The following is a 22410-nucleotide window of genomic DNA, read 5'->3' as shown; positions in this document are numbered from 1 at the left end:
ATGCGAATCCTACTCAGCAACGACGACGGCTATCTCGCCCCCGGTCTCGCCGCGCTCAGCGACGCGCTGCAGCCGCTGGCCGACCTCACGGTGATCGCGCCCGAGCAGAACTGCAGCGGCGCATCGAATTCCCTCACGCTGTCGCGGCCGCTGTCAGTGCAGCGCGCGACGAATACGGGTTTCTTCTACGTGAACGGCACGCCCACCGATTCGGTACACGTCGCGTTGACGGGGATGGCCGACGCGAGGCCCGACCTCGTCGTGTCCGGGATTAACAACGGCCAGAACATGGGCGAAGACACGCTCTATTCAGGGACAGTTGCGGCCGCCACCGAAGGCATCATGTTCGGCGTGCCGGCCATCGCGTTTTCTCTGGCCGAGAAGGGCTGGGCGCATCTGACGGACGCGGCGCGCGTCGCTGCGGAAATCGTCGAGCACTATCTCGCGAATCCGCTGCCCGGTCAGCCGCTGCTGAACGTCAATATCCCGAATCTGCCGTACGACGAACTGAAAGGCTGGCAGGTCACGCGCCTCGGCAAGCGTCACCCGTCCCAGCCGGTGATTCGCCAGACCGACCCGCGCGGCGAGCCGATCTACTGGATCGGTGCCGCGGGTGCGGCACTGGACGCGAGCGAAGGCACCGATTTCCACGCCGTCGCAAACGGTTTCGTATCGATCACGCCGCTGCAACTCGATCTCACGCATACGCAAATGCTGCCTGCAACGCGCGAATGGGCGCGCGCAGGAGGGCGGACTTCATGAGCGGCGAGCGCGCGAAGCGGTTTCCGCTCGCGCTCGAAGATCTCAAGCGAGCGCCACGCAAATCGGAAGGCCGGGCCGGCGAACGCCATGCGGCGGGCGCGGTGGCGAAGGCTGTCGACAAGTCCGCCGCCGTGCTGAAGCCGGTGGCGGTGAAGACGGCCGTCGCCCGCACGGTGCCCGGCACGACGGCCGCGAAGCCGGCGACCGCGCCGAAACCGACCGCGCCGAAACCTGCGGTGCCCAAGCCGGCTGCGCCGAGCGTCGCGCCGGCCGGTGCGTTCGCGCTGACGTCGGAACGTGTGCGCGAGCGCATGGTCGAACGCCTGCGCGCGAACGGCGTGACCGACGCGCGCGTGCTGGATGCGATGGCCGCGGTGCCGCGCCACATGTTCGTGGATCCGGGGCTCGCGACGCAGGCGTACGAGGATGCCGCGCTGCCGATCGGCCATCAGCAAACGATTTCAAAGCCGTCGGTCGTCGCGCGCATGATCGAGCTCGCGATGGCCGGTCGCACGCTCGAGCGCGTCCTCGAGATTGGCACCGGTTGCGGCTACCAGGCCGCGGTGCTGAGTCACGTGGCACGCGACGTGTATTCGATTGAACGCATCAAGCCGCTCTACGAGCGCGCGAAGCTGAACCTGCGGCCGCTGCGCGTGCCGAACATCCGTCTGCATTACGGCGACGGGCGTGTCGGCTTGCCGTCCGCGGGCCCGTTCGACGCGATCGTAATCGCGGCGGCGGGGCTCGATGTGCCGCAGGCGCTGCTCGAGCAGCTCGCGATCGGCGGGCGGCTCGTCGCGCCGGTCGGCGCGCAGAGCGGGCAGCCCCAGGTGCTCACGCTCGTCGAGCGTGTCGCGCACGCGCAATGGCGGGAGTCGCGGCTTGATCGCGTTTTCTTTGTCCCTTTAAAATCCGGAGTGATTTGAAACCGATGAGTATGTTGCGCGCGATGCAAAACAACCGAACCCGGGAACCGCTCACGTTCGCCCAGCGCGCGATCTGTGTGGCTGCGTTCTCCACGCTACTGGCCGCCTGTGCGACGCGGCTCGACAACGCGCCCGTCGTCGACCGCTCCGGAACGCTCGGCACGACCGCCGCCGCGCAGCCGACGGTGCCGCTCGGCCCGCCGCCGCCCGGCTTCTACCGTGTGAAACCGGGCGATACGTTGTACCGGATCGCGCTCGAAAACGGGCAGAACTATCGCGACATCGCCGCGTGGAACAACCTGGCGAACCCGAACCAGATCGAAGTCGACCAGTTGCTGCGCGTCGCGCCGCCGGGCGGTGCCGCGGTTGCCGGCTCGCCGGCCGCCGCGCCGATCGCCGGCGCCGCCGTCGCGACCGCACCGCTCAGCAGCGGTCCCGCCACGCCGGCCGCGGGTTCGTCGTCCGCGGTCACGCCGCCCGCTGCCGCATCGAGCGATACGGCCGCTGCGCCGAGCGGCCCCGTGACGTTTGCATGGCCCGTGCGCGGCCCGGTGCTGAACGGTTTCGACGACGCGAAGAACAAGGGCGTCAATATCGGCGGCACGTCCGGCGAGGCCGTGAAGGCGGCGGCCGACGGTCGCGTCGTTTACTCGGGCAACGGCCTGCGTGGCTACGGCAACCTCATTATCATCAAACACGATGCAACTTACCTCACGGCGTATGCACACAATCGCGCTTTGATGGTAAAAGAGGGGGACGCGGTGACGAAGGGGCAAAAGATCGCCGAGATGGGTAACAGCGATGCCGACCGCGTGATGCTGCATTTCGAGGTTCGCCGGCAGGGTAAACCTGTCGATCCGCTGAAGTATTTGCCGCCTCAATAACCGAGACGACCATGCCGAAATCGAAGCGCCACGAGCCGCAAGCCGAGTCTGAGAAGATCAGTCGTGCCACGCAAGCATCGGTGGAGCGAGCTGGCGCTTCGACGGACGACGAAGACGACATCGCGGAAAACGAACGTGATCTCGAGGCACGCGACGCCGAAGCGGACGGCGACGACGAGCACGAAGGCCGCGCGGAAGCCGCGCCCGATGTCGACGATTTCCGCGCATTGCTGCAGGCCGAGCTCACGGCCGACACGATCCAGCATTACCTGAATCGCATCAGCGTGAAGCCGCTCCTGACCGTCGAGGAGGAGCAGCGCTATTCGCGTCTCGCGAAGGCCGGCGAATTCGAGGCACGGCAGGTGATGATCGAGCGCAATCTGCGTCTCGTCGTCAGCATCGCGAAGGGTTACCTGAACCGCGGCGTACCGTTGCTCGACCTGATCGAGGAAGGCAACCTCGGCCTGATGCATGCGATAGAGAAATTCGACCCGACGCGCGGCTTTCGTTTCTCGACCTACGCGACGTGGTGGATCCGGCAGAGCATCGAACGGGCGATCATGAACCAGGCCCGCACAGTGCGCCTGCCCGTGCACGTGATCCGCGAACTGAATCAGGTGCTGCGCGCGAAGCGCCACCTCGAAAAGAATTCGATGTCGACGGGCGACGCAGCCGAGCGCCGCGAAGCCAGCATCGACGACATCGCCTATCTCACCGGCAAGACCGCCGAGGAAGTCACCGACATCCTCGCGCTCAACGAGCACACTGCGTCGCTCGACGCGCCGCTCGATCTCGATCCCGCGAGCAGCCTGCTCGATCTGCTGCCCGACGACCAGAGCCAGTCGCCCGACGCCGAAGTGCAGCACCGCGAACTCGAGACGCTCACGCGCGCGTGGCTGTCGCGCCTGTCCGACAAGCATCGGCACGTGATCGAGCGCCGCTTCGGCCTGAACCACATCGAACCGGCCACGCTCGAGGAACTGGCCGACGAGATGGGGCTCACGCGCGAACGCGTACGCCAGATCCAGCAGGAAGCGCTGGTGCGCCTCAAGCGGTTCTTCGCCTCCAATGGCGTGCGCAAGGACGCCGTTCTGTAACCGATGACTCCGATTCTTGTTTTTGACATCGAGACCATTCCCGATGTCGACGGCATTCGCCGTCTGGAAGACCTGCCCGCGACGCTCGACGATGCCGCGGTGGCCGAACATGCGTTCGCCGCACGGCGCGAGAAGACGGGCAGCGATTTCCTGCCGCATCACCTGCAGCGGATCGCGGCGATTTCCTGTGTGTTCCGCGACAACAACGGTTTTCGCGTGCGCTCGCTCGGCACACCGCAGGATAACGAGGCGACGCTGGTCCAGTCGTTCTATCGCGTGATCGAGAAATACACGCCGCAACTCGTGTCGTGGAATGGCGGCGGTTTCGATCTGCCGGTACTCCATTACCGTGCGCTCGTACACGGGATCCCTGCGACGCGCTACTGGGATTTGGGCGAGGACGACCGCGACTTCAAGTGGAACAACTACATCTCGCGCTATCACTCGCGGCACACCGATCTGATGGACGTGCTCGCGATGTATCAGGCGCGCGCGAATGCGCCGCTCGACGCCCTCGCGAAGCTGTGCGGCTTTCCGGGCAAGCTCGGGATGGACGGTAGCCAGGTGTGGCCCGCGTTCCAGAACGGCCGGATCGAGGAAATCCGCAACTATTGCGAAACGGACGTCGTCAATACCTACCTGCTGTATTGCCGATTCCAACTGATGCGCGGTGGCCTGACGCCGAACGAGTATGCCGACGAGATCCTGCTCGTGAAGAACGCGCTGGCACAGGAGCCCGCGTCGCATTGGGCCGAATATCTGGCCGGTTTCGACGTGTGACGCGGGCGGCCCGCGCCGCCGCAGCGATCAAGCGAGTTCGAGCACGACCGGCTGGTGATCCGACGCGCGCAGGTTGCCGTCGATCTCGCACCGCGTGACGCGTGGCAGCAGCGTATCGGTCACGAACACGAAATCGCATGCCAGCGGCCCTTCCGACCATTGCACCGTGTCGTAGACGCCGGCGGTCGGTGGCGGCGTGCAGCCCGGGTGGCAGGCAATCCACGCATCGACGAACGGCGGCGCGTCGGCGATCGGCGCCAGCATGCGCCGGTACGCATCGCTGCCGAACGCACTGTTGAAATCGCCGCAGACGATCACGTCGCGCGGCTGGCCGGTCGCACTGAACGGCCCCGTCGCATTTTCCGCCGGCGCGGGCCGATCCGCGTGGGCGCAGGCCTCGCGGTGCCGATCACGCAACGCATCGACCTGCGCGAGTCGCTGGCGTGCCGAATAGTATTCGAGGTGCGTCGTGACAACCCGCAGCGGGCCCGACGGCGTCACCAGTTCGACGTCGAGCGCGACGCGCGGCATCGATGGTGCGTCCGCGTCGGCCGGCCAAGGCAGCAGGTGGCGCAGAACGCGCTGGACGGACAGCCGAGTCGCGATCGCGTTGCCGAACTGTCGGCGCGGCGCACCGGGCTCGAGCGCCGGCAGGTCGGCGCCGATGGCATCGACGATCGTATAGCCGGGCAGTAGCGCCGCCAGTTCGGCGAACTGGTCGGGGCCCGGCCGGCCGGGCAGTGCACCGAAGCCGCGCGTGACTTCCTGCAGACACAACACGTCGAAGTCGCCGAGCCGGCGGGCGGCGGCGATGGTGCGCGGGAGATCGACGACGCCGTCCGCGTCCCGACCCCATTGAACGTTCCAGTCGATCAGTCGCATGGTCGAGTCTCCTGAATCTCGTGCGAGCAGAACTTGTGCCGCCCGGTGGCCTGGCAAGACGCCGCTCATGCGAGCCGGCGGCGGCCCCTTCCCGCATCACGCGGTGCGCTGGACGTATCCGTATCGATGCTTGCGCCACGAAAGCGGGCGATGCGGGCTTTCGTCGTCTACAATCTCGCCTTCTTCAACGTTTTGTCAGGAAAAGCTGGTGTCCGAAGCCGTCCCCACTTCTGCGCGCAAATCGAAAAATGCGCCCGTCGCGCCCGGGCCTGCCCCGGTTCTCGAGATCGAATCGCTCGACATGGAAGCGCGCGGTGTCGGCCGCACGGCGACCGAGGACGGCTCGCCGGGCAAGGTCATCTTCGTCGAGGGCGCGTTGCCCGGCGAGCGCGTGACCTATTCCAGCTATCGTCGCAAGCCGAGCTACGAGCAGGCAACCGTTGTCGACATTCTGCGCCCAAGCGTGCTGCGCACGCAGCCGAAGTGCAAATTCTTCGGCACTTGCGGCGGCTGCTCGATGCAGCACCTCGACATGCGTGCGCAGGTGGCGATCAAGCAGCGCGTGCTCGAGGACAACCTGTGGCACCTGTCGAAGCTGCGCGCCGAGACGATGTTCGCGCCGATCCACGGCCCGTCGTGGGGCTACCGCTACCGCGCGCGCCTGACCGTGCGCAATGTCGCGAAGAAGGGCGGTGTGCTGGTCGGATTCCATGAAAGAAAGAGCAGCTATGTCGCAGACATGACGAGCTGCGAAGTGCTGCCGCCGCACGTGTCGGCGATGCTCATACCGCTGCGTCGGCTGGTGGAGGGGCTGTCGATCCGTGACCGGATGCCGCAGATCGAGCTCGCGGTCGGTTCGCAAGTCACGGCGCTGGTGCTGCGCGTGCTGGAGCCGATCAATGCCGATGACGAAGCGCTGCTGCGCGCGTTCGCGGACGAGCACAAGGTGCAATTCTGGCTTCAGCCGAAGGGGCCGGACACGGTCACGCCGTTCTATCCGCTCGACGTGCCGCTCGACTACACGCTGCCGGAATTCGGTATCCGCATGCCGTTCAAGCCGACCGACTTCACGCAGGTCAACCATCAGATCAACCGCGTACTGGTGGGCCGGGCGCTGCGCCTGCTCGCGCCGTCGCGCGACGATCGCGTGCTCGACCTGTTCTGCGGGATCGGTAACTTCACGCTGCCGCTCGCGCGGCTGTCGCGCGAGGTGATGGGCATCGAAGGCAGCGAGACGCTGACGACGCGCGCACTGGCGAATGCGCGCGAGAACGGTGTCGACGGTCACACGACGTTCGCGTGCTGGAACCTGTTCGAGGTCACGGGCGACGACCTCCGTGCGCTCGGCGCGTTCGACAAATTCCTGATCGACCCGCCGCGCGAAGGCGCGCTCGCGGTGTCGAAGGCGCTGGCCGAAATCGCACAGAGCGGCGAAGGCCCGCTGCCGAAGCGGATCGTCTACGTGTCGTGCAACCCGTCGACGCTCGCGCGCGACGCAGGCCTGCTCGTGCACGAGGCTGGCTATCGGCTGAAGGGTGCCGGGGTCGTCAACATGTTCCCGAATACGTCGCACGTCGAATCGATCGCGCTGTTCGAGCGGGACTGAGCGGACGGGCGGTGGACGTAAAAAAACCGGCCTTCGAGGCCGGTTTTTTCATGGTATGCAGCGACCGTCAGTTGCGGTTGCCGCCGAAGATGCCGAGCAGCGCGAGCAGGTTCGTGAACACGTTGTACAGATCGAGGTAGATCGCAAGCGTAGCCGAGATGTAGTTCGTCTCGCCGCCGTTCACGACGCGCTGGACGTCGAACAGCATGTAGGCCGAGAAGATCGCGATCGCGAGCACCGACACGGTGAGCATCAGCGCCGGCAGTTGCAGGAAGATGTTCGCGACCGACGCAAGCAGGATCACGATCACGCCCATGAACAGCCACTTGCCGAGCCCCGAGAAGTCGCGCTTGCTGACCGTCGCAATCGTCGCCATCGCGGCGAAGATGATGCCGGTGCCCCCGAACGCGAGCATGATCAGCGACGGGCCGTTCGAGAAGCCGAGAATGAAGCTCAGCAGGCGCGACAGCATCAGCCCCATGAAGAATGTGAAGCCGAGCAGCACGAACACGCCGGCCGCGCTGTTTTTCGTCCGCTCGATCGCGAACATGAAGCCGAAGGCGATCGCGAAGAACGCAAGCAGGCTCATCATCGGGCTCGTGGCCGCGAACAGCGAGAAGCCCGTCGCGACGCCGACCCATGCTCCCAGCACCGTCGGCACCATCGACAGCGCGAGCAGCCAGTACGTGTTCCGCAGCACGCGATTGCGAACCTCCGCGGTGCTGACGGAGCCGCCGCGGCCGAAATTGTACGGATAGTCGTTCATGGTTTCTCCTAACATTGAACGCGTGGGCGTCCCGGGCCGGTTCGGCGCGCGCGGTGTGCGGCGCAGCAAACCGGAGCAGCTATGGCTAAGATACGTTCCGCGCCCCGAGGTTTCAATGGCCGCGCGGCGCAAAAACATATGGATTCTGAACCTTTCACTCGTGTAAGGGTTCAATCGCAATGATACACGGGATCGTGCTACAATAGCGGATTCATTTGAACCTGTAACTTCTTAATTTCTTGGAGTTTTTATGGCAATCGAGCGCACCCTGTCGATCATCAAGCCGGATGCGGTGGCAAAGAACGTGATCGGCCAGATCTACAGCCGTTTCGAAGGCGCCGGCCTGAAGATCGTCGCATCGCGCATGGCACACCTGTCGCGTGCGGACGCAGAGAAGTTCTACGCAGTTCACGCGGCACGTCCGTTCTTCAAGGATCTCGTCGATTTCATGATCTCGGGCCCGGTGATGATCCAGGTTCTGGAAGGTGAAGGCGCGATCCTGAAGAACCGCGACCTGATGGGCGCGACGGATCCGAAGAAGGCGGAAAAGGGCACGATCCGCGCCGACTTCGCCGACAGCATCGACGCGAACGCCGTGCACGGCTCGGACGCTGCCGAAACGGCTGCGGTCGAAATCGCGTTCTTCTTCCCGGAAATGAACGTCTACTCGCGCTAAGCCCTGGCTGGCAACACGTAGGCAGGATTCAGCGCACGCGGCAAGGCAGCACATCATGACGAGCGAAACTTCCGTCAATCTTCTCGACTTCGATGCCGAGGGTCTTGTCGCGTACTGCGGCAGCCTCGGCGAGAAGCCGTTCCGCGCCAAGCAGTTGCAGCGCTGGATCCATCAGTACAACGCCGGCGATTTCGACGGCATGACTGATCTCGCGAAGTCCCTGAGAGAAAAGCTCAAGGGCCGAGCGTCGATCGTGATGCCCGATATCGTTAGCGATCACGTTTCCACCGACGGCACGCGCAAGTGGCTGATCGACGTCGGAAACGGTAATGCGGTCGAAACCGTTTTCATCCCGGAAGAGACGCGCGGCACGCTGTGCGTGTCGTCGCAGGCCGGGTGTGCGGTCAACTGCCGCTTCTGCTCGACGGGCAAGCAGGGCTTCTCCCGCAACCTGTCGACAGCCGAAATCATCGGCCAGCTCCGGATGGCCGAATTTGCACTGCGTGCGTCGCTCGGTCGTGCGCCCGGTCCTAACGGCAAGGCCGAACGGGTCGTCACCAACGTGGTGATGATGGGCATGGGTGAACCGCTGCTGAACTACAGCGCGGTCGTGCCCGCGATGCGTCTGATGCTCGACGACAACGCCTACGGCCTGTCGCGCCGCCGCGTCACACTGTCGACGTCCGGCGTGGTGCCGATGATGGACCGCCTCGGTGCCGAACTGCCGGTCGCGCTCGCCGTTTCGTTGCACGCGCCGAACGACGCGCTGCGCGACGAACTGGTGCCGCTCAACAAGAAGCATCCGCTTCGCGAGCTGATGGCCGCGTGCCAGCGTTATCTGAAAGTTGCGCCGCGCGACTTCATTACTTTCGAATACTGCATGCTCGATGGCGTCAACGACACCGAAGCGCATGCTCGTGAACTGCTGGCCGTCACGCGCGACGTGCCCTGCAAGTTCAACCTGATCCCGTTCAATCCGTTTCCGGAATCGGGCCTCATCCGCTCGAAGCCGGAGCAGATCAAGCGCTTCGCGCAGGTCCTCATCGACGCGGGTGTCGTCACGACCGTGCGCAAGACGCGCGGCGACGATATCGACGCCGCGTGCGGCCAGCTGGCCGGCGCCGTGAAGGACCGCACGCGCCTGGCGGAGCGAACGGGTGCAGCAGCAAAAATCATCGAAGTTCGGGCGGTTTGACGGGGATGCCCGAACTTTTTGGCGGTACAACACGCGAATAGCGATCGGTCGCGGCGCCTCGGCGCCGCGCATGATATGGACGGTTGCGGGAGCCGGCGGCGCCCGCCAGTGAAGAAGAATCGACGCGAGGACAAGGATGAGTGAGCCGCAGCCGACAAACGGCGCAGAGACGAATGCCGCGAAGCCGGCGCAGGCAGGGCTTGAATCGCTGACGGCCGTCGGCAGTCGACTGGCGCAGCTCCGGGAAGCGAAGGGCTGGACGGTCGACGACGTGTCGGCGCGGCTCAAGGTCGCCCCGCAGAAGCTGCGAGCGCTCGAGGCAGGCGATATCAGCCATTTGCCCGGCGTGACGTTCGCGCTCGGTGTCGTGCGCAGCTACGCGAAGATGCTCGGTGTCGATCCCGAGCCGTTTGCGCAGGCATTGCGCCGCGAGCGCGGCGTGCCGGAAGTCGATCTGTCGATGCCTGCGTCGTCGGGGACGGATCTGCCGCGCGGCCGCGTGTCGATTCCGCTCGGCGGCTCGTCGCGCCATCATCCGTGGCTGTGGGGAACGGCAATCGTTGTCGTCGCGGTGATCGCGGTACTCATGTGGCACACTGGCGGCGATTCGTCGAGCTGGCTCGCGCGCTTCAAGGGCGGCGGCGAGACCGAACATGCGTCGGCGGCGAGCGCGCCGGCCGCAGCTTCCGTCGAAGAGGCGGCCGCGGGCGGCGCGTCGACGGCCGTCGGCAACGACGTCCAGGCGCAGGTTGCAGCTTCTGCCGCGGCACCGCAGCCCGTTGCGTCGGCTGCTCCGGTTGCTTCGGCTCCGGCCTCGACGGTTGCTGTGCCCGCGTCGCAACCGATCGTCGCGACGGCAGCGGCGAGCAGCACGGCCGCGCCGGCGCAGCCTGCGAGCGTCGTCGTGGCGGCAGGCCAGTCGATGGTCGAACTGAAGGTCAAGCAGGATTGCTGGTTCAGCGTGCGCGACAAGAACGGCAAGGAGCTGTTCTCGGCGCTGGTGCGGGCCGGCGAGACGAAGCAGGTCGCCGGCGACGGGCCGTTCAAGGTCACGATCGGCAACAAGGCCGGTCTCGATACGGTCGCGTTCGACGGAAAGCCTGTCGATCCGGCGAAATATTCGGCAGCGCGGGGTAACGTGGCGCGGTTCACGTTGCCCTGACGTCAAGCGCCGTGACGCAGGCCCGTCCTGGACGGGTCGCTGGGGCACGGCGCTATTTCAATTCATGCGCCGCCTTGCGGCGCATTCCGCGTAAATGGATCTATCGATGCAATCCGAAGCTCAATCCCCACGCAGCAGTCAGATTTGTTCAACCGAGCCGGTGTTCGGCGGGCATCAGCCGCGTCGCGTGTCGCATGCGGTGGATGTTCGTTGGGGCGGGCAGCTCGTGACCATCGGCGGCAATGCGCCGGTGCGCGTGCAGTCGATGACGAATACCGACACGGCCGATGCGATCGGCACGGCGATCCAGATCAAGGAACTCGCGAATGCGGGCTCCGAGCTGGTGCGCATCACGGTCAATACGCCGGAGGCGGCCGCCGCCGTGCCGGCGATCCGCGAGCAGCTCGACCGGATGGGGGTGACCGTCCCGCTCGTCGGCGACTTCCACTACAACGGGCACCTGCTGCTGCGCGACTACCCGGGTTGCGCGGAGTCGCTGTCGAAGTACCGGATCAACCCGGGCAACGTCGGTCAGGGCGCGAAGCGCGACACGCAGTTCGCGCAGATGATCGAAGCGGCGGCGAAGTACGACAAGCCGGTGCGGATCGGCGTGAACTGGGGCAGTCTCGATCAGGACCTGCTCGCGCGCATGATGGACGAGAACGGTGCGCGTTCGCAGCCGTGGGATGCGCAGAGCGTGATGTACGAAGCGCTGATCCAGTCGGCGATCGGCTCGGCCGAGCGCGCGGTCGAACTGGGCCTCGGCCGGGACCGCATCGTGCTGTCGTGCAAGGTCAGCGGCGTGCAGGACCTGATCGCCGTGTACCGCGAGCTCGGCCGCCGCTGCGGCTTCGCGCTGCACCTCGGCCTGACCGAGGCCGGCATGGGCTCGAAGGGCATCGTCGCGTCGACGGCCGCGCTCGGCGTGCTGCTGCAGGAAGGGATCGGCGACACGATCCGCATTTCGCTGACGCCGGAGCCGGGCGCATCGCGCACGGGCGAAGTGATCGTCGGCCAGGAAATCCTGCAGACGATGGGCCTGCGCTCGTTCGCGCCGATGGTGATCGCATGCCCGGGCTGCGGCCGCACGACGAGCACGCTGTTCCAGGAACTCGCGATGCAGATCCAGACCTATCTGCGTGAGCAGATGCCGGTCTGGCGCAAGGAATATCCGGGCGTCGAGAAGATGAACGTCGCGGTGATGGGTTGCATCGTCAACGGCCCGGGCGAGTCGAAGCACGCGAACATTGGCATCAGCCTGCCGGGTTCGGGCGAAAACCCGGCCGCGCCCGTCTTCATCGACGGCGAGAAGGTCAAGACGCTGCGCGGTGAGCGGATCGCCGAGGAATTCCAGCAGATCGTCAGCGACTACGTCGCACGCAATTACGGCCGCACCGAAGCCCTGAATTAAATTCGTCCACACACACGAACGATGACTGAACAGAAACGCAAGATCGAGAAGCTCACCGGCGTCAAGGGCATGAACGACATCCTCCCGCAGGATGCCGGCCTCTGGGAGTTCTTCGAAGCTACCGTGAAATCGCTGCTGCGCGCGTACGGCTATCAGAACATCCGCACGCCGATCGTAGAACATACGCAGCTTTTCACGCGCGGCATCGGCGAAGTCACGGACATCGTCGAGAAGGAGATGTACAGCTTCACCGACGCGCTGAACGGCGAGAACCTGACGATGCGCCCGGAGAATACTGCCGCCGTCGTACGCGCGTCGATCGAGCACAACATGTTGTACGACGGCCCGAAGCGCCTGTGGTACATCGGCCCGATGTTCCGTCATGAGCGACCGCAGCGCGGCCGCTACCGTCAGTTCCACCAGGTCGGCGTCGAGGCGCTCGGCTTCGCGGGCCCGGATGCGGATGCCGAGATCATCATGATGTGCCAGCGCCTGTGGGACGACCTCGGCCTGACCGGCATTAAGCTCGAGATCAATTCGCTCGGCCTCGCCGAAGAGCGCGCCGCTCACCGCGTCGAACTGATCAAGTATCTCGAGCAGTTCGTCGATGTCCTGGACGAGGACGCGAAGCGTCGCCTGTATACGAATCCGCTGCGCGTGCTCGACACGAAGAACCCCGCGCTGCAGGAAATCGCGCAGAACGCGCCGAAGCTGATCGACTTCCTGGGCGACGAGTCGCGTGCCCATTTCGAGGGGCTGCAGCGCCTGCTGCTGGCGAACAACATTCCGTTCAAGATCAACCCGCGTCTCGTGCGCGGCCTCGACTACTACAACCTGACCGTGTTCGAGTGGGTGACCGACAAGCTCGGCGCGCAGGGTACTGTCGCGGCCGGCGGCCGTTACGATCCGCTGATCGAGCAGCTCGGCGGCAAGCCGACCGCCGCGTGCGGCTGGGCGATGGGGATCGAGCGCATCCTCGAGTTGCTGAAGGAAGAGGATCTTGCGCCCGAGCAGGAAGGTGTCGACGTCTACGTGGTGCACCAGGGCGAGACGGCGCGCGAACAGGCATTCATCGCGGCCGAGCGTCTGCGCGATACGGGCCTCGACGTGATTTTCCACTGCAGCGCCGACGGCGGTCCGGCAAGCTTCAAGTCGCAGATGAAGCGGGCCGATGCGAGCGGCGCCGCGTTCGCGGTGATCTTCGGCGAAGAAGAGGTCGCGAACGGCACGGTGGGCGTGAAAGCGTTGCGCGGTACGGGCGAGGACGGGGAAAAGAACGTTCAGCAGACCGTACCGGTCGAAAGCTTGACCGAATTCCTAATCAATGCGATGGTTGCATCCGCCGAAGACGGCGACGACTGATCGCGCTGGCATTCGCTCGACAAGAAAAGCCTGAAAAGGAAGGAATCGCTCGCCGATGAGTTACCACGACGAACAAGAATCGATTGAAAGTCTCAAGGCGTGGTGGGCCCGCTGGGGCAACCTCACCACGTGGATCGTGCTCGCGGCGCTGGTCGTCGCGGCCGGTTTCAACGGCTGGAACTACTGGCAGCGCCGGCAGGCCGCCGAGGCTTCCGGGTTGTACGAGCAGGTGCAGAAGGCCGCCGCCGCGAACGACAAGGCGACGATGGCCCGCGCGGCCGCCGACATGGAAGACAAGTTCGGCAGCACGCCGTATGCGCAGATGACCGCGCTGACGGCTGCGAAGACGTTGTACGCGGCCGGCGACGCCGCCGGTGCGAAGGCGCAGCTGCAATGGGCCGTCGATCACGCCAAGGACGACGAGTACAAGCAGATCGCGAAGCTGCGTCTCGCATCGCTGCTGCTCGACGAGAAAGCGTACGATGCGGGCCTCGCGCTCCTGTCCGGCACGCCGGTCGACGCATTCAAGGGCCTCGTGGCAGATCGCCGTGGCGATCTGCTTGCCGCGCAAGGCAAGACCGACGATGCGCGCGCCGCGTACAAGCTTGCGCTCGACGGCCTGTCGCAGGACGACCAGTCTGCGCGTCAGCTCGTGCAGTTCAAGCTCGATGCGCTCGGCGGCTGATCCCGGCCCCCTCAACCTCTTAACTCTGCTTCGCTAACCGATGAATTTGCTGAAACGTTACGCTGTGCCCGTAGCCTGCGCGGCGGCTGTCCTGGCATTGGCGGCCTGCTCGTCGTCGAAGGACGCGCGCCGCGTGCCGACGCCGCTCACCGAGTTCAAGCCCGTCATGGACGTGCAACAGGTCTGGAAGGCGAGCGTCGGCAAGGGCGGGCGCTACCTGTTCTCGCCGGTTGCCGTGGGCGACGCCGTCTACGCGGCCGGCGAGAACGGTTCGGTCGAGAAGATCGACGCGAAGACGGGCCAGACGCTGTGGCGCTCGAAGGTCGGTTCCGATCTGTCGGCCGGTGTCGGCAGCGACGGCAACCTGACGGCGGTCGGCGCATTGAAGGGCGGCGTGTTCGTGCTGGGCCCCGACGGCAAGCAGCTGTGGAAGACGAGCGTGCAGGGCGAGATCTTTTCGCCGCCGCTGGTGGGCAACGGTCTCGTGATCGTGCGCACGATCGACGGCCAGGTGATTGCGTTCAACGCGCAGACGGGCGAGCAGAAGTGGAACTACCGCAACCGTGCGGTGCCGCTGAACCTGCGCGTGTCGGCCGGCATGACGTTCGCCGGCGATGCGGCCGTGCTGGCGGGCTTCCCCGGTGGTGGTCTCGTCGCGATCAACCTGCAGACGGGCGAGCCGTTCTGGCAGACGCCCGTGTCGTTCCCGAAGGGCGTGACCGAAGTGGAGCGCATCAACGACGTCAGCGGTCCGCCGACGCTCGTGGGTGCCGAAACGTGCGCGGTCACGTTCCAGGGTCAGCTCGGCTGCTTCGATGCGAACTCGGGCCGTCCGCTGTGGGAAAAGGCGTTCTCGAGCCGCAGCGGTCTCGCGCAGGACGATTCGGTCGTTGCCGGTGGCGACGACTGGTCGGTCGTGACGGCTTATGATGCAGCAACCGGCAACCAGCTCTGGCGCAACGACAAGCTGAAGAGCCGCGACGTCGGCGTGCCTTACCTGCTCGGCCATGCGGTCGTGATGGGCGACTACAAGGGCTTCGTGCACTTCCTGTCGCGCGAGGACGGCAGCTTCATCGCCAGGATGAAGACCGACGGCAGCGCGATTACCGCGGCGCCGGTCCTGGCGGGCAACACGCTGGTCGTGCAGACGAAGGACGGTGGGCTGTACGGGTTCCGTCCGCGCTGACGCGCCACGCAACGAGCGCAATCGCGGCGCGGCGGACTCGTCCCGCGCGCGCGGTTGCGTGACATGAAGGCGGCCGGTGTCCCCGGCCGCTCGGTATTTGAAAGGCAGTTCGAAACGAAAGACGACGGCGCGCAACGCGCGCCCGGCGCGCGCATCCGGCGCGGCGCGAATTCGTGATATTTTCATTCAGCGCAGCCGCCCGCAGCAGCGGGCTTCCCGCTGCTGCGCATCACCGTAGAAAACACAGATGAAACCGGTCATTGCCCTCGTTGGGCGCCCCAATGTGGGGAAATCCACGCTGTTCAACCGGCTCACGCGCTCGCGCGATGCGCTGGTCGCCGACTTGCCGGGCCTGACGCGCGATCGCCATTATGGCGAAGGGCGGGTCGGCGCACGGCCGTATCTGGTCGTCGATACCGGCGGCTTCGAGCCCGTCGCGAAGGACGGCATCCTGCACGAGATGGCACGTCAGACGCGGCAGGCCGTCGAGGAAGCCGACGTCGTCGTGTTCATCGTCGACGGGCGTAACGGCCTCGCGCCGCAGGACAAGTCGATCGCCGACTACCTGCGCAAGACCGGCCGGCCGATCTTCCTGGTCGTCAACAAGGCCGAAGGGATGAAGTACACGGCGGTCGCGACGGACTTTTACGAGCTCGGGCTCGGCGATCCGCGCGCGATCTCGGCCGCGCACGGCGACGGCGTGACCGACATGATCAACGAAGCGCTGGAGGTCGCCTACGCGGGCCAGCCCGAGGAAGCGGACGAGGACGACCCGTCGCGCGGCATCAAGATCGCGATCGTCGGCCGGCCGAACGTCGGCAAGTCGACGCTCGTGAACGCGCTGATCGGCGAGGACCGCGTGATCGCGTTCGACATGCCGGGCACGACGCGCGATTCGATCTACGTCGACTTCGAGCGCAACGGCAAGAAATATACGCTGATCGACACCGCGGGCCTGCGACGCCGCGGCAAGGTGTTCGAGGCGATCGAGAAATTCTCGGTCGTGAAGACGCTGCAGTCGATCTCCGACGCGAACGTCGTCATTCTTCTGCTGGATGCGCAGCAGGACATTTCCGACCAGGACGCGCACATCGCCGGCTTCGTCGTCGAACAGGGCCGCGCGCTCGTGATCGGCGTGAACAAGTGGGACGGCCTCGACGACCACGCACGCAATCGTGCGAAAGCGGATTTGACCCGCAAGCTGAAATTCCTCGACTTCGCGAAATCACACTACATTTCGGCCGCGAAGAAGACCGGCATCGGCGCGCTGATGCGCTCGGTCGACGACGCGTACGCGGCGGCGATGGCGAAACTGCCGACGCCGAAGCTCACGCGCGCGCTGATCGAGGCGGTCGAGTTCCAGCAGCCGCGTCGTCGCGGCCCGGTGCGTCCGAAGCTGCGCTACGCGCACCAGGGCGGCCAGAATCCGCCGCTGATCGTCATTCACGGCAACGCGCTCGACGCAGTGACGGAAACCTACAAGCGCTACCTCGAAAACCGATTCCGCGAAACTTTCTCACTGACCGGGACTCCATTGCGCATAGAGTTCCGTTCGTCGAACAACCCGTACGCGGACAAGGGCTGAAGCAGGTCCTGCAAGGGATAGGCCGCATGGCCTATGCCCGGGCGGGGCATGCAAAATCAGCTATAGTGTAGCGATTGGCGCCGGATCTCTTTTTCTTCGTCGCCAATCCAGATCAACCTGCAAAAAAAGATGGAGTACGCCATGAGCAACAAAGGGCAATTGTTACAAGACCCGTTTTTGAACGCACTGCGCAAAGAGCACGTTCCCGTTTCGATCTATCTCGTCAACGGCATCAAGCTGCAAGGGAACATTGAATCGTTCGACCAGTACGTCGTGTTGCTCCGTAATACGGTGACCCAGATGGTCTACAAGCACGCCATCTCGACGGTCGTGCCGGCGCGCCCGGTGAATTTCCACCCGGACGCGGAAGCCTCGTCCTAACCCATCGCAGCGGCCGGCGTCCGGTCGCCGCGAGCGACCGATGCCAGCCGCCTTATCTTGACACCCGATAATTTGATCAACGCAGCGCTCGTCGGCATCGACTTCGGCAAGACCGATTTCGAAGCCAGTCTCGAAGAACTCAGTCTTCTCGCCTCCAGTGCGGGGGCCCGTCCCGCCGTCACCCTCACGGGTCGTCGCGCCAGTCCCGATGCCAAGATGTTCATCGGCAGCGGCAAAGCCGATGAATTGCGGCTTGCGTGCGACGCGCACAACGTCGAAATCGTCATCTTCAACCACGCCCTCGCGCCGGCACAGCAACGCAATCTGGAACAGGCGCTTAACAGGCGGGTGGTCGATCGAACGAGTCTCATCCTCGATATCTTCGCGCAGCGTGCCCGCAGTCACGAAGGCAAGCTGCAGGTGGAGCTCGCGCAGCTGCAATACCTGTCGACCCGCCTGATTCGCGCGTGGACCCACCTGGAGCGGCAAAAGGGTGGTATCGGCCTGCGCGGCCCCGGTGAAACGCAGCTCGAAACCGACCGCCGGCTGATCGGCGAGCGCATCAAGATGCTGAAGTCGCGGCTCGACCGGTTGCGCCGGCAGCACAGCACGCAGCGTCGCCAGCGCGCGCGCAGCGGCACGATGTCGGTGTCGCTGGTCGGCTATACGAACGCGGGCAAGTCGACGCTGTTCAACGCGCTGACGAAAGCGCAGGCCTATGCGGCCGACCAGCTGTTCGCCACGCTCGATACGACGTCGCGGCGCGTGTACCTTGGCGATGAGGCGGGCCAGATCGTCGTGTCCGATACGGTCGGGTTCATTCGCGAACTGCCTCACCAGCTGGTTGCCGCGTTCCGCGCGACCCTCGAGGAAACGATCCACGCGGATCTGCTGCTGCACGTCGTCGACGCGTCGAGCGCGGTGCGGCTCGAGCAGATCGAGCAGGTGAACGGCGTGCTGCACGAGATCGGTGCGGACACGATCCGGCAGGTGCTGGTGTTCAACAAGATCGACGCGGTGCCCGAGCTGGCGGCCCGCGGCGACGCGGTCGAGCGGGACGAGTATGGTAATATTTCGCGCGTCTTTTTGAGCGCACGCACCGGTCAGGGTCTGGATACGTTGCGTGCCGCCATCGCCGAGATCGCCTCCGCGGAACACCTTTCCGGCGCGACGTTATCCAACGGCGCGCTCGACGGCGCACCCGCTGAACCACACGAAGACCACACGATTTCCGAACACGGGCGCTAACCGGTCCCGGCCGGTTCGCCGGCGTCTAATCTGGTGAACAAACTCTGGTGAACGAATACAACGAGCGGAGTACCTGGCGGCGGATGCGCGCCTTGCTGTCGATCAACGATCCCCGCTGGGGACGCGGCGACGGCAAGGGCAACGACGGATCCCGTACGCGTGCGAACGAATCGAAGCGTCCGCCCGGTGGCGACGGTGACGGTCCGCCCGATCTCGACGAGATGTGGCGCAACTTCAACCGGCGTCTGAGCGGCCTGTTCGGCGGCAAGGGCGGCAACGGCTTCCGGCCCGACAATGGCCGGGCCGCGCGCGTCGGCGTCGGCATTGTGATCGGCGTGCTGGTCGCGGTCTACGCGGGCAGCGGGCTGTTCGTCGTGCAGGATGGCCAGACGGGCGTGGTGCTGCAGTTCGGCAAGCTGTCCGGCACGGTTGGCCAAGGCGTGCACTGGCGCGCACCGTATCCGTTTGCGTCGCACGAGATTGTCGACACATCGCAGGTCCGGTCGATCGAGATCGGCCGCAACAACGTCGTGCGTCTCGCGAACGTGAAGGAAGCGGCGATGCTGACGCGCGACGCCGACATCGTCGACGTGCGTTTCATCGTGCAGTACCGGATTCGTTCGGCAACCGACTACCTGTTCCGCAGCGTCGATCCGGAGCGCAGCGTGTCGCAGGCCGCCCAGGCCGCGGTGCGCGCGATCGTCGGCACGCGCAGCGCGGCCGACATGCTGAACCAGGATCGCGACGCGCTGCGCGCGCAATTGTCCGCCGCGATCCAGCGCGATCTCGATCGCTACCAGTCGGGCCTCGAGATCACGGCCGTCACGATGCAGAGCGTCGCGGCGCCCGAGCAGACGCAGGCCGCGTACGCCGAAGTCGCGAAGGCGCGCGAAGATCGCGAGGCTGCGAAGCGTGCCGCGCAGGCCTATGCGAACGACCTGTTGCCGAAGGCGCAGGGCGACGCCGCGAGACTCGCCGACGAAGCGAAGGCGTATGCCGATCGCGTGGTCACGGAAGCGGAAGGCGACGCCGACCGGTTCAAGCAGGTCTATGCACAGTATTCGAAGGCGCCCGCGGTGATCCGGGAGCGGATGTACCTCGAGACGATGCAGGAAATCTATTCGAACGCGACGAAGGTGTTCGTCGGCAACAAGGGCGGCAACAGCGTCGTGTATCTGCCGCTCGACAAGCTCGTCGAGCAGGGGCGACAAAACGCTGCGAACGCCGCGACGCCTGCGGGTGCATCCGCGCCCGACGCGGCGTCGGCCCCGGCAATCGCGGCGTCGAGCGCACCCGCGAGCGCGGCTTCGGCCGCGGCGGCGCCTGCGCCGGGCAGCGACGTGCTGCGGTCGCGCGAAGCGTTCCGCAGTCGTTCGCGTGAAGACGATACGAAGTAACGGAGAGCGCAGAACATGAACCGAATCATTGCGCTCGTCGTCGCAATCGTGATTGCTGCCTTCGCGGCGTCGTCGACCGTCCTGACCGTCGACCCGCGCCACACGGCCGTGCTGTCGGGCCGCAACGGCGAGCAACTAGAACTCGCGGGCCCCGGCATCCATTTCAAGTTGCCACCGCCGCTGCAGACCGCGACGCTGATCGACACGCGCCTGCAATCGCTCGAGTCGTCGGATCCGCTGCAACTGGTGACCGAAGACAAGCACGACCTGCTTGTCGCGTATGTGGTCAAGTACCGGATCAGCAATCCGATGAAATATTTCACGGCGACGGGCGACGACCCGGCGGCTGCGACCGAGCGTCTGGCCGGCGCGCTGAAGAGCGCACTCGGCGATGCGTTCGGCAAGCGCGCGCTCGACGACGCGCTCGGCGGCCAGCGCGACATTGCCAATGCGGTGCGCGAGGCGGTGCGCGCGAAGGCATCGGACTTCGGCGTCGATGTGGTCGACGTGCAGTTGACGCGTGTGGACTTGCCGGCTGCGCAGACGGATGCCGTCTATCAGCGGATGATTGCCGCGCTGCGCGACCAGGCCGCACAGGTGCGCGCGGATGGCGCCGCCGATGTCGAGCAGATCAAGGCCGACGCCGAACGCGAACAGCAGGCGGTGCTCGCTAATGCGTACAAGTCCGCGCAGACGATCAAGGGCGAGGGCGACGCGAAGGCCGCATCGATCGCCGCCGATGCATTCGGCCGCGATCCGCAGTTTTACCAGTTTTACGCGAGCCTGCAGGCTTACCGGAATACCTTCAAGCGCAACGACATCATCGTCGTCGACCCCGACAGCGAGTTTTTCCGTTTCATGCGCAGCCCGACGGGCGGTGCCGCACCGGCGGCACCTGCTCCCCGCAAACACTGACCTTGGGGCGCCGCGTCGAGCGGCGCCGTCGCTCGCATGGATCTGGCTGGCTCGTTGTTGCTCGCGGTAGCACTGATGCTGATCATCGAGGGGGCGTTCCCCTTCGTGTTTCCCGTCGCCTGGCGCGACACGTTTCGTAGAATAGCGGAGCGGCCGCCGCATCATATCCGGATCGGCGGGCTCATCGTGATGGCGCTCGGGCTCGTCCTGCTGCTGCTCGCCACCTGACCGGAGACCTGATCCTGACGGCGCACCTGCCGTTCGTTCCGCCCCGATTTTCCGATTTCCGATTCATCTCGCGGCGCGCGTGTCGCGCCCTGTTTCCCGTCGTAGGACCGTACCGATGTCGACCTGGTTACTTCCCGAGAATATCGCCGACGTATTGCCGTCGGAAGCGCGCAAGATCGAGGAGCTGCGGCGCAGGCTGCTCGATCGCTTCCGTTCGTACGGCTACGAAATGGTGATGCCGCCGCTGCTCGAATATCTCGAGTCGCTGCTGACGACCGGCGGCGCCGACCTGCGCCTGCGCACCTTCAAGCTGGTCGATCAGTTGTCGGGTCGCACGCTCGGCCTGCGCGCGGACATCACGCCGCAGGTCGCGCGCATCGACGCGCACCTGCTGAACCGCCAGGGCGTGACGCGCCTTTGCTATGCGGGCCACGTGATGCATACGCGTCCGCGCGGCCTGCATGCGACGCGCGAACAGATCCAGATCGGTGCCGAAATCTACGGGCATGCCGGGCTGGAAGCCGATCTCGAGATCCAGCAGTTGATGCTCGATGCACTGCACCTCGCGGGGTTGTCGCGGATCCGTCTGGATCTTTGCCACGCGGGCGTGCTCGCGGCGCTGCTCGCACGCGACGCGCAGGCCGCCGAGCGCGGCGAGGCGTTGTACGATGCGCTGTCGGGCAAGGACGTGCCGCTGCTGAACGAACTCACTGACGATCTCGGCGCCGATACGCGTGCTGCGCTGCGTGCGCTGCCGCATCTGTACGGCGACGCGGGCGTGCTCGACGAGGCGCGTGCACGCCTGCCGGTGCTGCCGGAGATCACACGCGCGCTCGACGATCTCGCCCAGCTCGCGGCGCGGGCGAAGGGCGTCGAGGTGGCGATCGACCTCGCCGACCTGCGTGGCTACGCGTACCACAGCGGAGCGATGTTTACGGCGTACATCGACGGCGTGCCGAACGCGATCGCGCGCGGCGGCCGTTACGACCACGTCGGGCAGGCGTACGGTCGCGCCCGCCCGGCGACGGGCTTCTCGCTCGACCTGCGCGAGCTCGCGCGGGTTTCGCCGATCGAGGCGCGCGGTGCCGCGATTCTCGCGCCGTGGGCACAGGACGACGCGCTGAGCGCGGCCGTCGCGGCGCTGCGCGACGCGGGCGAGGTCGTGATCCAGGCGTTGCCGGGGCACGACCATGTGCTTGATGAGTTCGCCTGCGACCGTTCGCTCGTCGAGCGTAACGGCGCATGGGTGGTCGAACCCCGCTAAACAGGCGTTCGC

The 22410-nt window shown here is 65.7% G+C and carries 22 protein-coding genes; 20 read left to right on the top strand and 2 right to left on the bottom strand.

What is annotated here, in order from left to right:
- Genes surE through WI26_RS08615 form a run of 5 tightly spaced genes read left to right on the top strand, consistent with a single transcriptional unit; the run spans window position 1 to window position 4449 of the window.
- A complete protein-coding gene (gene surE, locus WI26_RS08635) occupies window positions 1-762 on the top strand; it encodes a 5'/3'-nucleotidase SurE (RefSeq protein ID WP_059464399.1) in 762 nt (253 codons plus the stop codon).
- Entirely contained in the window at window positions 759-1688 is a 930-nt protein-coding gene (locus WI26_RS08630) for a protein-L-isoaspartate(D-aspartate) O-methyltransferase (RefSeq protein WP_069226387.1), read from the top strand. The genes surE and WI26_RS08630 overlap by 4 nt, the downstream gene beginning before the upstream one ends.
- Window positions 1689-1693: 5 nt before the next feature.
- Window positions 1694-2572, top strand: coding sequence for a peptidoglycan DD-metalloendopeptidase family protein (locus tag WI26_RS08625; protein ID WP_069225750.1), 879 nt, complete (start codon window positions 1694-1696; stop codon window positions 2570-2572).
- An 11-nt stretch (window positions 2573-2583) separates the two neighbouring features.
- Window positions 2584-3669, top strand: a complete 1086-nt coding sequence (gene rpoS, locus WI26_RS08620; RefSeq protein ID WP_059464402.1) for an RNA polymerase sigma factor RpoS — start codon at window positions 2584-2586, stop codon at window positions 3667-3669.
- Window positions 3670-3672: 3 nt separating this feature from the next.
- A complete protein-coding gene (locus tag WI26_RS08615; RefSeq protein ID WP_069225749.1) occupies window positions 3673-4449 on the top strand; it encodes a 3'-5' exonuclease in 777 nt (258 codons plus the stop codon).
- A gap of 27 nt (window positions 4450-4476) precedes the next feature.
- Here WI26_RS08615 and WI26_RS08610 read toward each other — a convergent pair whose 3' ends face one another.
- On the bottom strand, window positions 4477-5331 hold the full coding sequence (locus tag WI26_RS08610) for an endonuclease/exonuclease/phosphatase family protein (protein ID WP_069225748.1): 855 nt from the start codon (window positions 5329-5331) through the stop codon (window positions 4477-4479).
- Between the two features lie 208 nt (window positions 5332-5539).
- Here WI26_RS08610 and rlmD point away from each other — a divergent pair, with 208 nt between their 5' ends.
- Window positions 5540-6937, top strand: coding sequence for a 23S rRNA (uracil(1939)-C(5))-methyltransferase RlmD (gene rlmD / locus WI26_RS08605; protein WP_081334249.1), 1398 nt, complete (start codon window positions 5540-5542; stop codon window positions 6935-6937).
- 67 nt (window positions 6938-7004) lie between these two features.
- Here the strand turns inward: rlmD and WI26_RS08600 are convergent, their stop codons facing one another.
- Window positions 7005-7703 (bottom strand): Bax inhibitor-1/YccA family protein, encoded by a 699-nt coding sequence (locus WI26_RS08600; RefSeq protein WP_006761414.1) that lies wholly within the window; start codon window positions 7701-7703, stop codon window positions 7005-7007.
- A gap of 250 nt (window positions 7704-7953) precedes the next feature.
- Between WI26_RS08600 and ndk the strand changes: the two genes are divergently transcribed.
- The 14 genes from ndk to WI26_RS08530 all read left to right on the top strand — a co-directional run bounded on the left by ndk (window position 7954) and on the right by WI26_RS08530 (window position 22398).
- Entirely contained in the window at window positions 7954-8379 is a 426-nt protein-coding gene (gene ndk / locus WI26_RS08595) for a nucleoside-diphosphate kinase (RefSeq protein ID WP_006478674.1), read from the top strand.
- A gap of 55 nt (window positions 8380-8434) precedes the next feature.
- A complete protein-coding gene (gene rlmN, locus WI26_RS08590) occupies window positions 8435-9574 on the top strand; it encodes a 23S rRNA (adenine(2503)-C(2))-methyltransferase RlmN (protein WP_014896906.1) in 1140 nt (379 codons plus the stop codon).
- A 136-nt stretch (window positions 9575-9710) separates the two neighbouring features.
- On the top strand, window positions 9711-10736 hold the full coding sequence (locus WI26_RS08585; RefSeq protein WP_069225746.1) for a helix-turn-helix domain-containing protein: 1026 nt from the start codon (window positions 9711-9713) through the stop codon (window positions 10734-10736).
- 106 nt (window positions 10737-10842) lie between these two features.
- A complete protein-coding gene (gene ispG, locus WI26_RS08580; RefSeq protein ID WP_069226386.1) occupies window positions 10843-12147 on the top strand; it encodes a flavodoxin-dependent (E)-4-hydroxy-3-methylbut-2-enyl-diphosphate synthase in 1305 nt (434 codons plus the stop codon).
- A 21-nt stretch (window positions 12148-12168) separates the two neighbouring features.
- On the top strand, window positions 12169-13509 hold the full coding sequence (hisS, locus tag WI26_RS08575; protein WP_059449870.1) for a histidine--tRNA ligase: 1341 nt from the start codon (window positions 12169-12171) through the stop codon (window positions 13507-13509).
- A gap of 55 nt (window positions 13510-13564) precedes the next feature.
- Window positions 13565-14194, top strand: coding sequence for a tetratricopeptide repeat protein (locus WI26_RS08570; protein WP_059449869.1), 630 nt, complete (start codon window positions 13565-13567; stop codon window positions 14192-14194).
- A 40-nt stretch (window positions 14195-14234) separates the two neighbouring features.
- Window positions 14235-15380, top strand: a complete 1146-nt coding sequence (gene bamB, locus WI26_RS08565; RefSeq protein WP_069225745.1) for an outer membrane protein assembly factor BamB — start codon at window positions 14235-14237, stop codon at window positions 15378-15380.
- A gap of 247 nt (window positions 15381-15627) precedes the next feature.
- Complete coding sequence (der, locus tag WI26_RS08560) at window positions 15628-16965, top strand: ribosome biogenesis GTPase Der (RefSeq protein ID WP_069225744.1); 1338 nt, start codon at window positions 15628-15630, stop codon at window positions 16963-16965.
- 141 nt (window positions 16966-17106) lie between these two features.
- The gene (hfq, locus tag WI26_RS08555) at window positions 17107-17346 is read left to right on the top strand and encodes an RNA chaperone Hfq (protein ID WP_006399927.1); all 240 of its coding nucleotides are present in this window, start codon (window positions 17107-17109) and stop codon (window positions 17344-17346) included.
- 72 nt (window positions 17347-17418) lie between these two features.
- Complete coding sequence (hflX, locus tag WI26_RS08550; protein WP_208604134.1) at window positions 17419-18594, top strand: GTPase HflX; 1176 nt, start codon at window positions 17419-17421, stop codon at window positions 18592-18594.
- Between the two features lie 47 nt (window positions 18595-18641).
- Window positions 18642-19991, top strand: a complete 1350-nt coding sequence (gene hflK / locus WI26_RS08545) for an FtsH protease activity modulator HflK (protein ID WP_069225742.1) — start codon at window positions 18642-18644, stop codon at window positions 19989-19991.
- 15 nt (window positions 19992-20006) lie between these two features.
- Complete coding sequence (hflC, locus tag WI26_RS08540; RefSeq protein ID WP_069225741.1) at window positions 20007-20906, top strand: protease modulator HflC; 900 nt, start codon at window positions 20007-20009, stop codon at window positions 20904-20906.
- Between the two features lie 36 nt (window positions 20907-20942).
- Window positions 20943-21134, top strand: a complete 192-nt coding sequence (locus tag WI26_RS08535; RefSeq protein ID WP_009687995.1) for a DUF2065 domain-containing protein — start codon at window positions 20943-20945, stop codon at window positions 21132-21134.
- Between the two features lie 115 nt (window positions 21135-21249).
- Window positions 21250-22398 carry an ATP phosphoribosyltransferase regulatory subunit gene (locus WI26_RS08530; RefSeq protein ID WP_069225740.1) on the top strand — a complete coding sequence of 383 codons (1149 nt, stop codon included), beginning with the start codon at window positions 21250-21252 and terminating at the stop codon, window positions 22396-22398.
- Window positions 22399-22410 lie beyond the last annotated feature (12 nt).

The organism is Burkholderia diffusa (assembly GCF_001718315.1).
Lineage (GTDB): Bacteria > Pseudomonadota > Gammaproteobacteria > Burkholderiales > Burkholderiaceae > Burkholderia > Burkholderia diffusa_B.
Note: the sequence above shows the minus strand (reverse complement) of the source record. Positions and strands in the feature narration are given on the sequence as shown.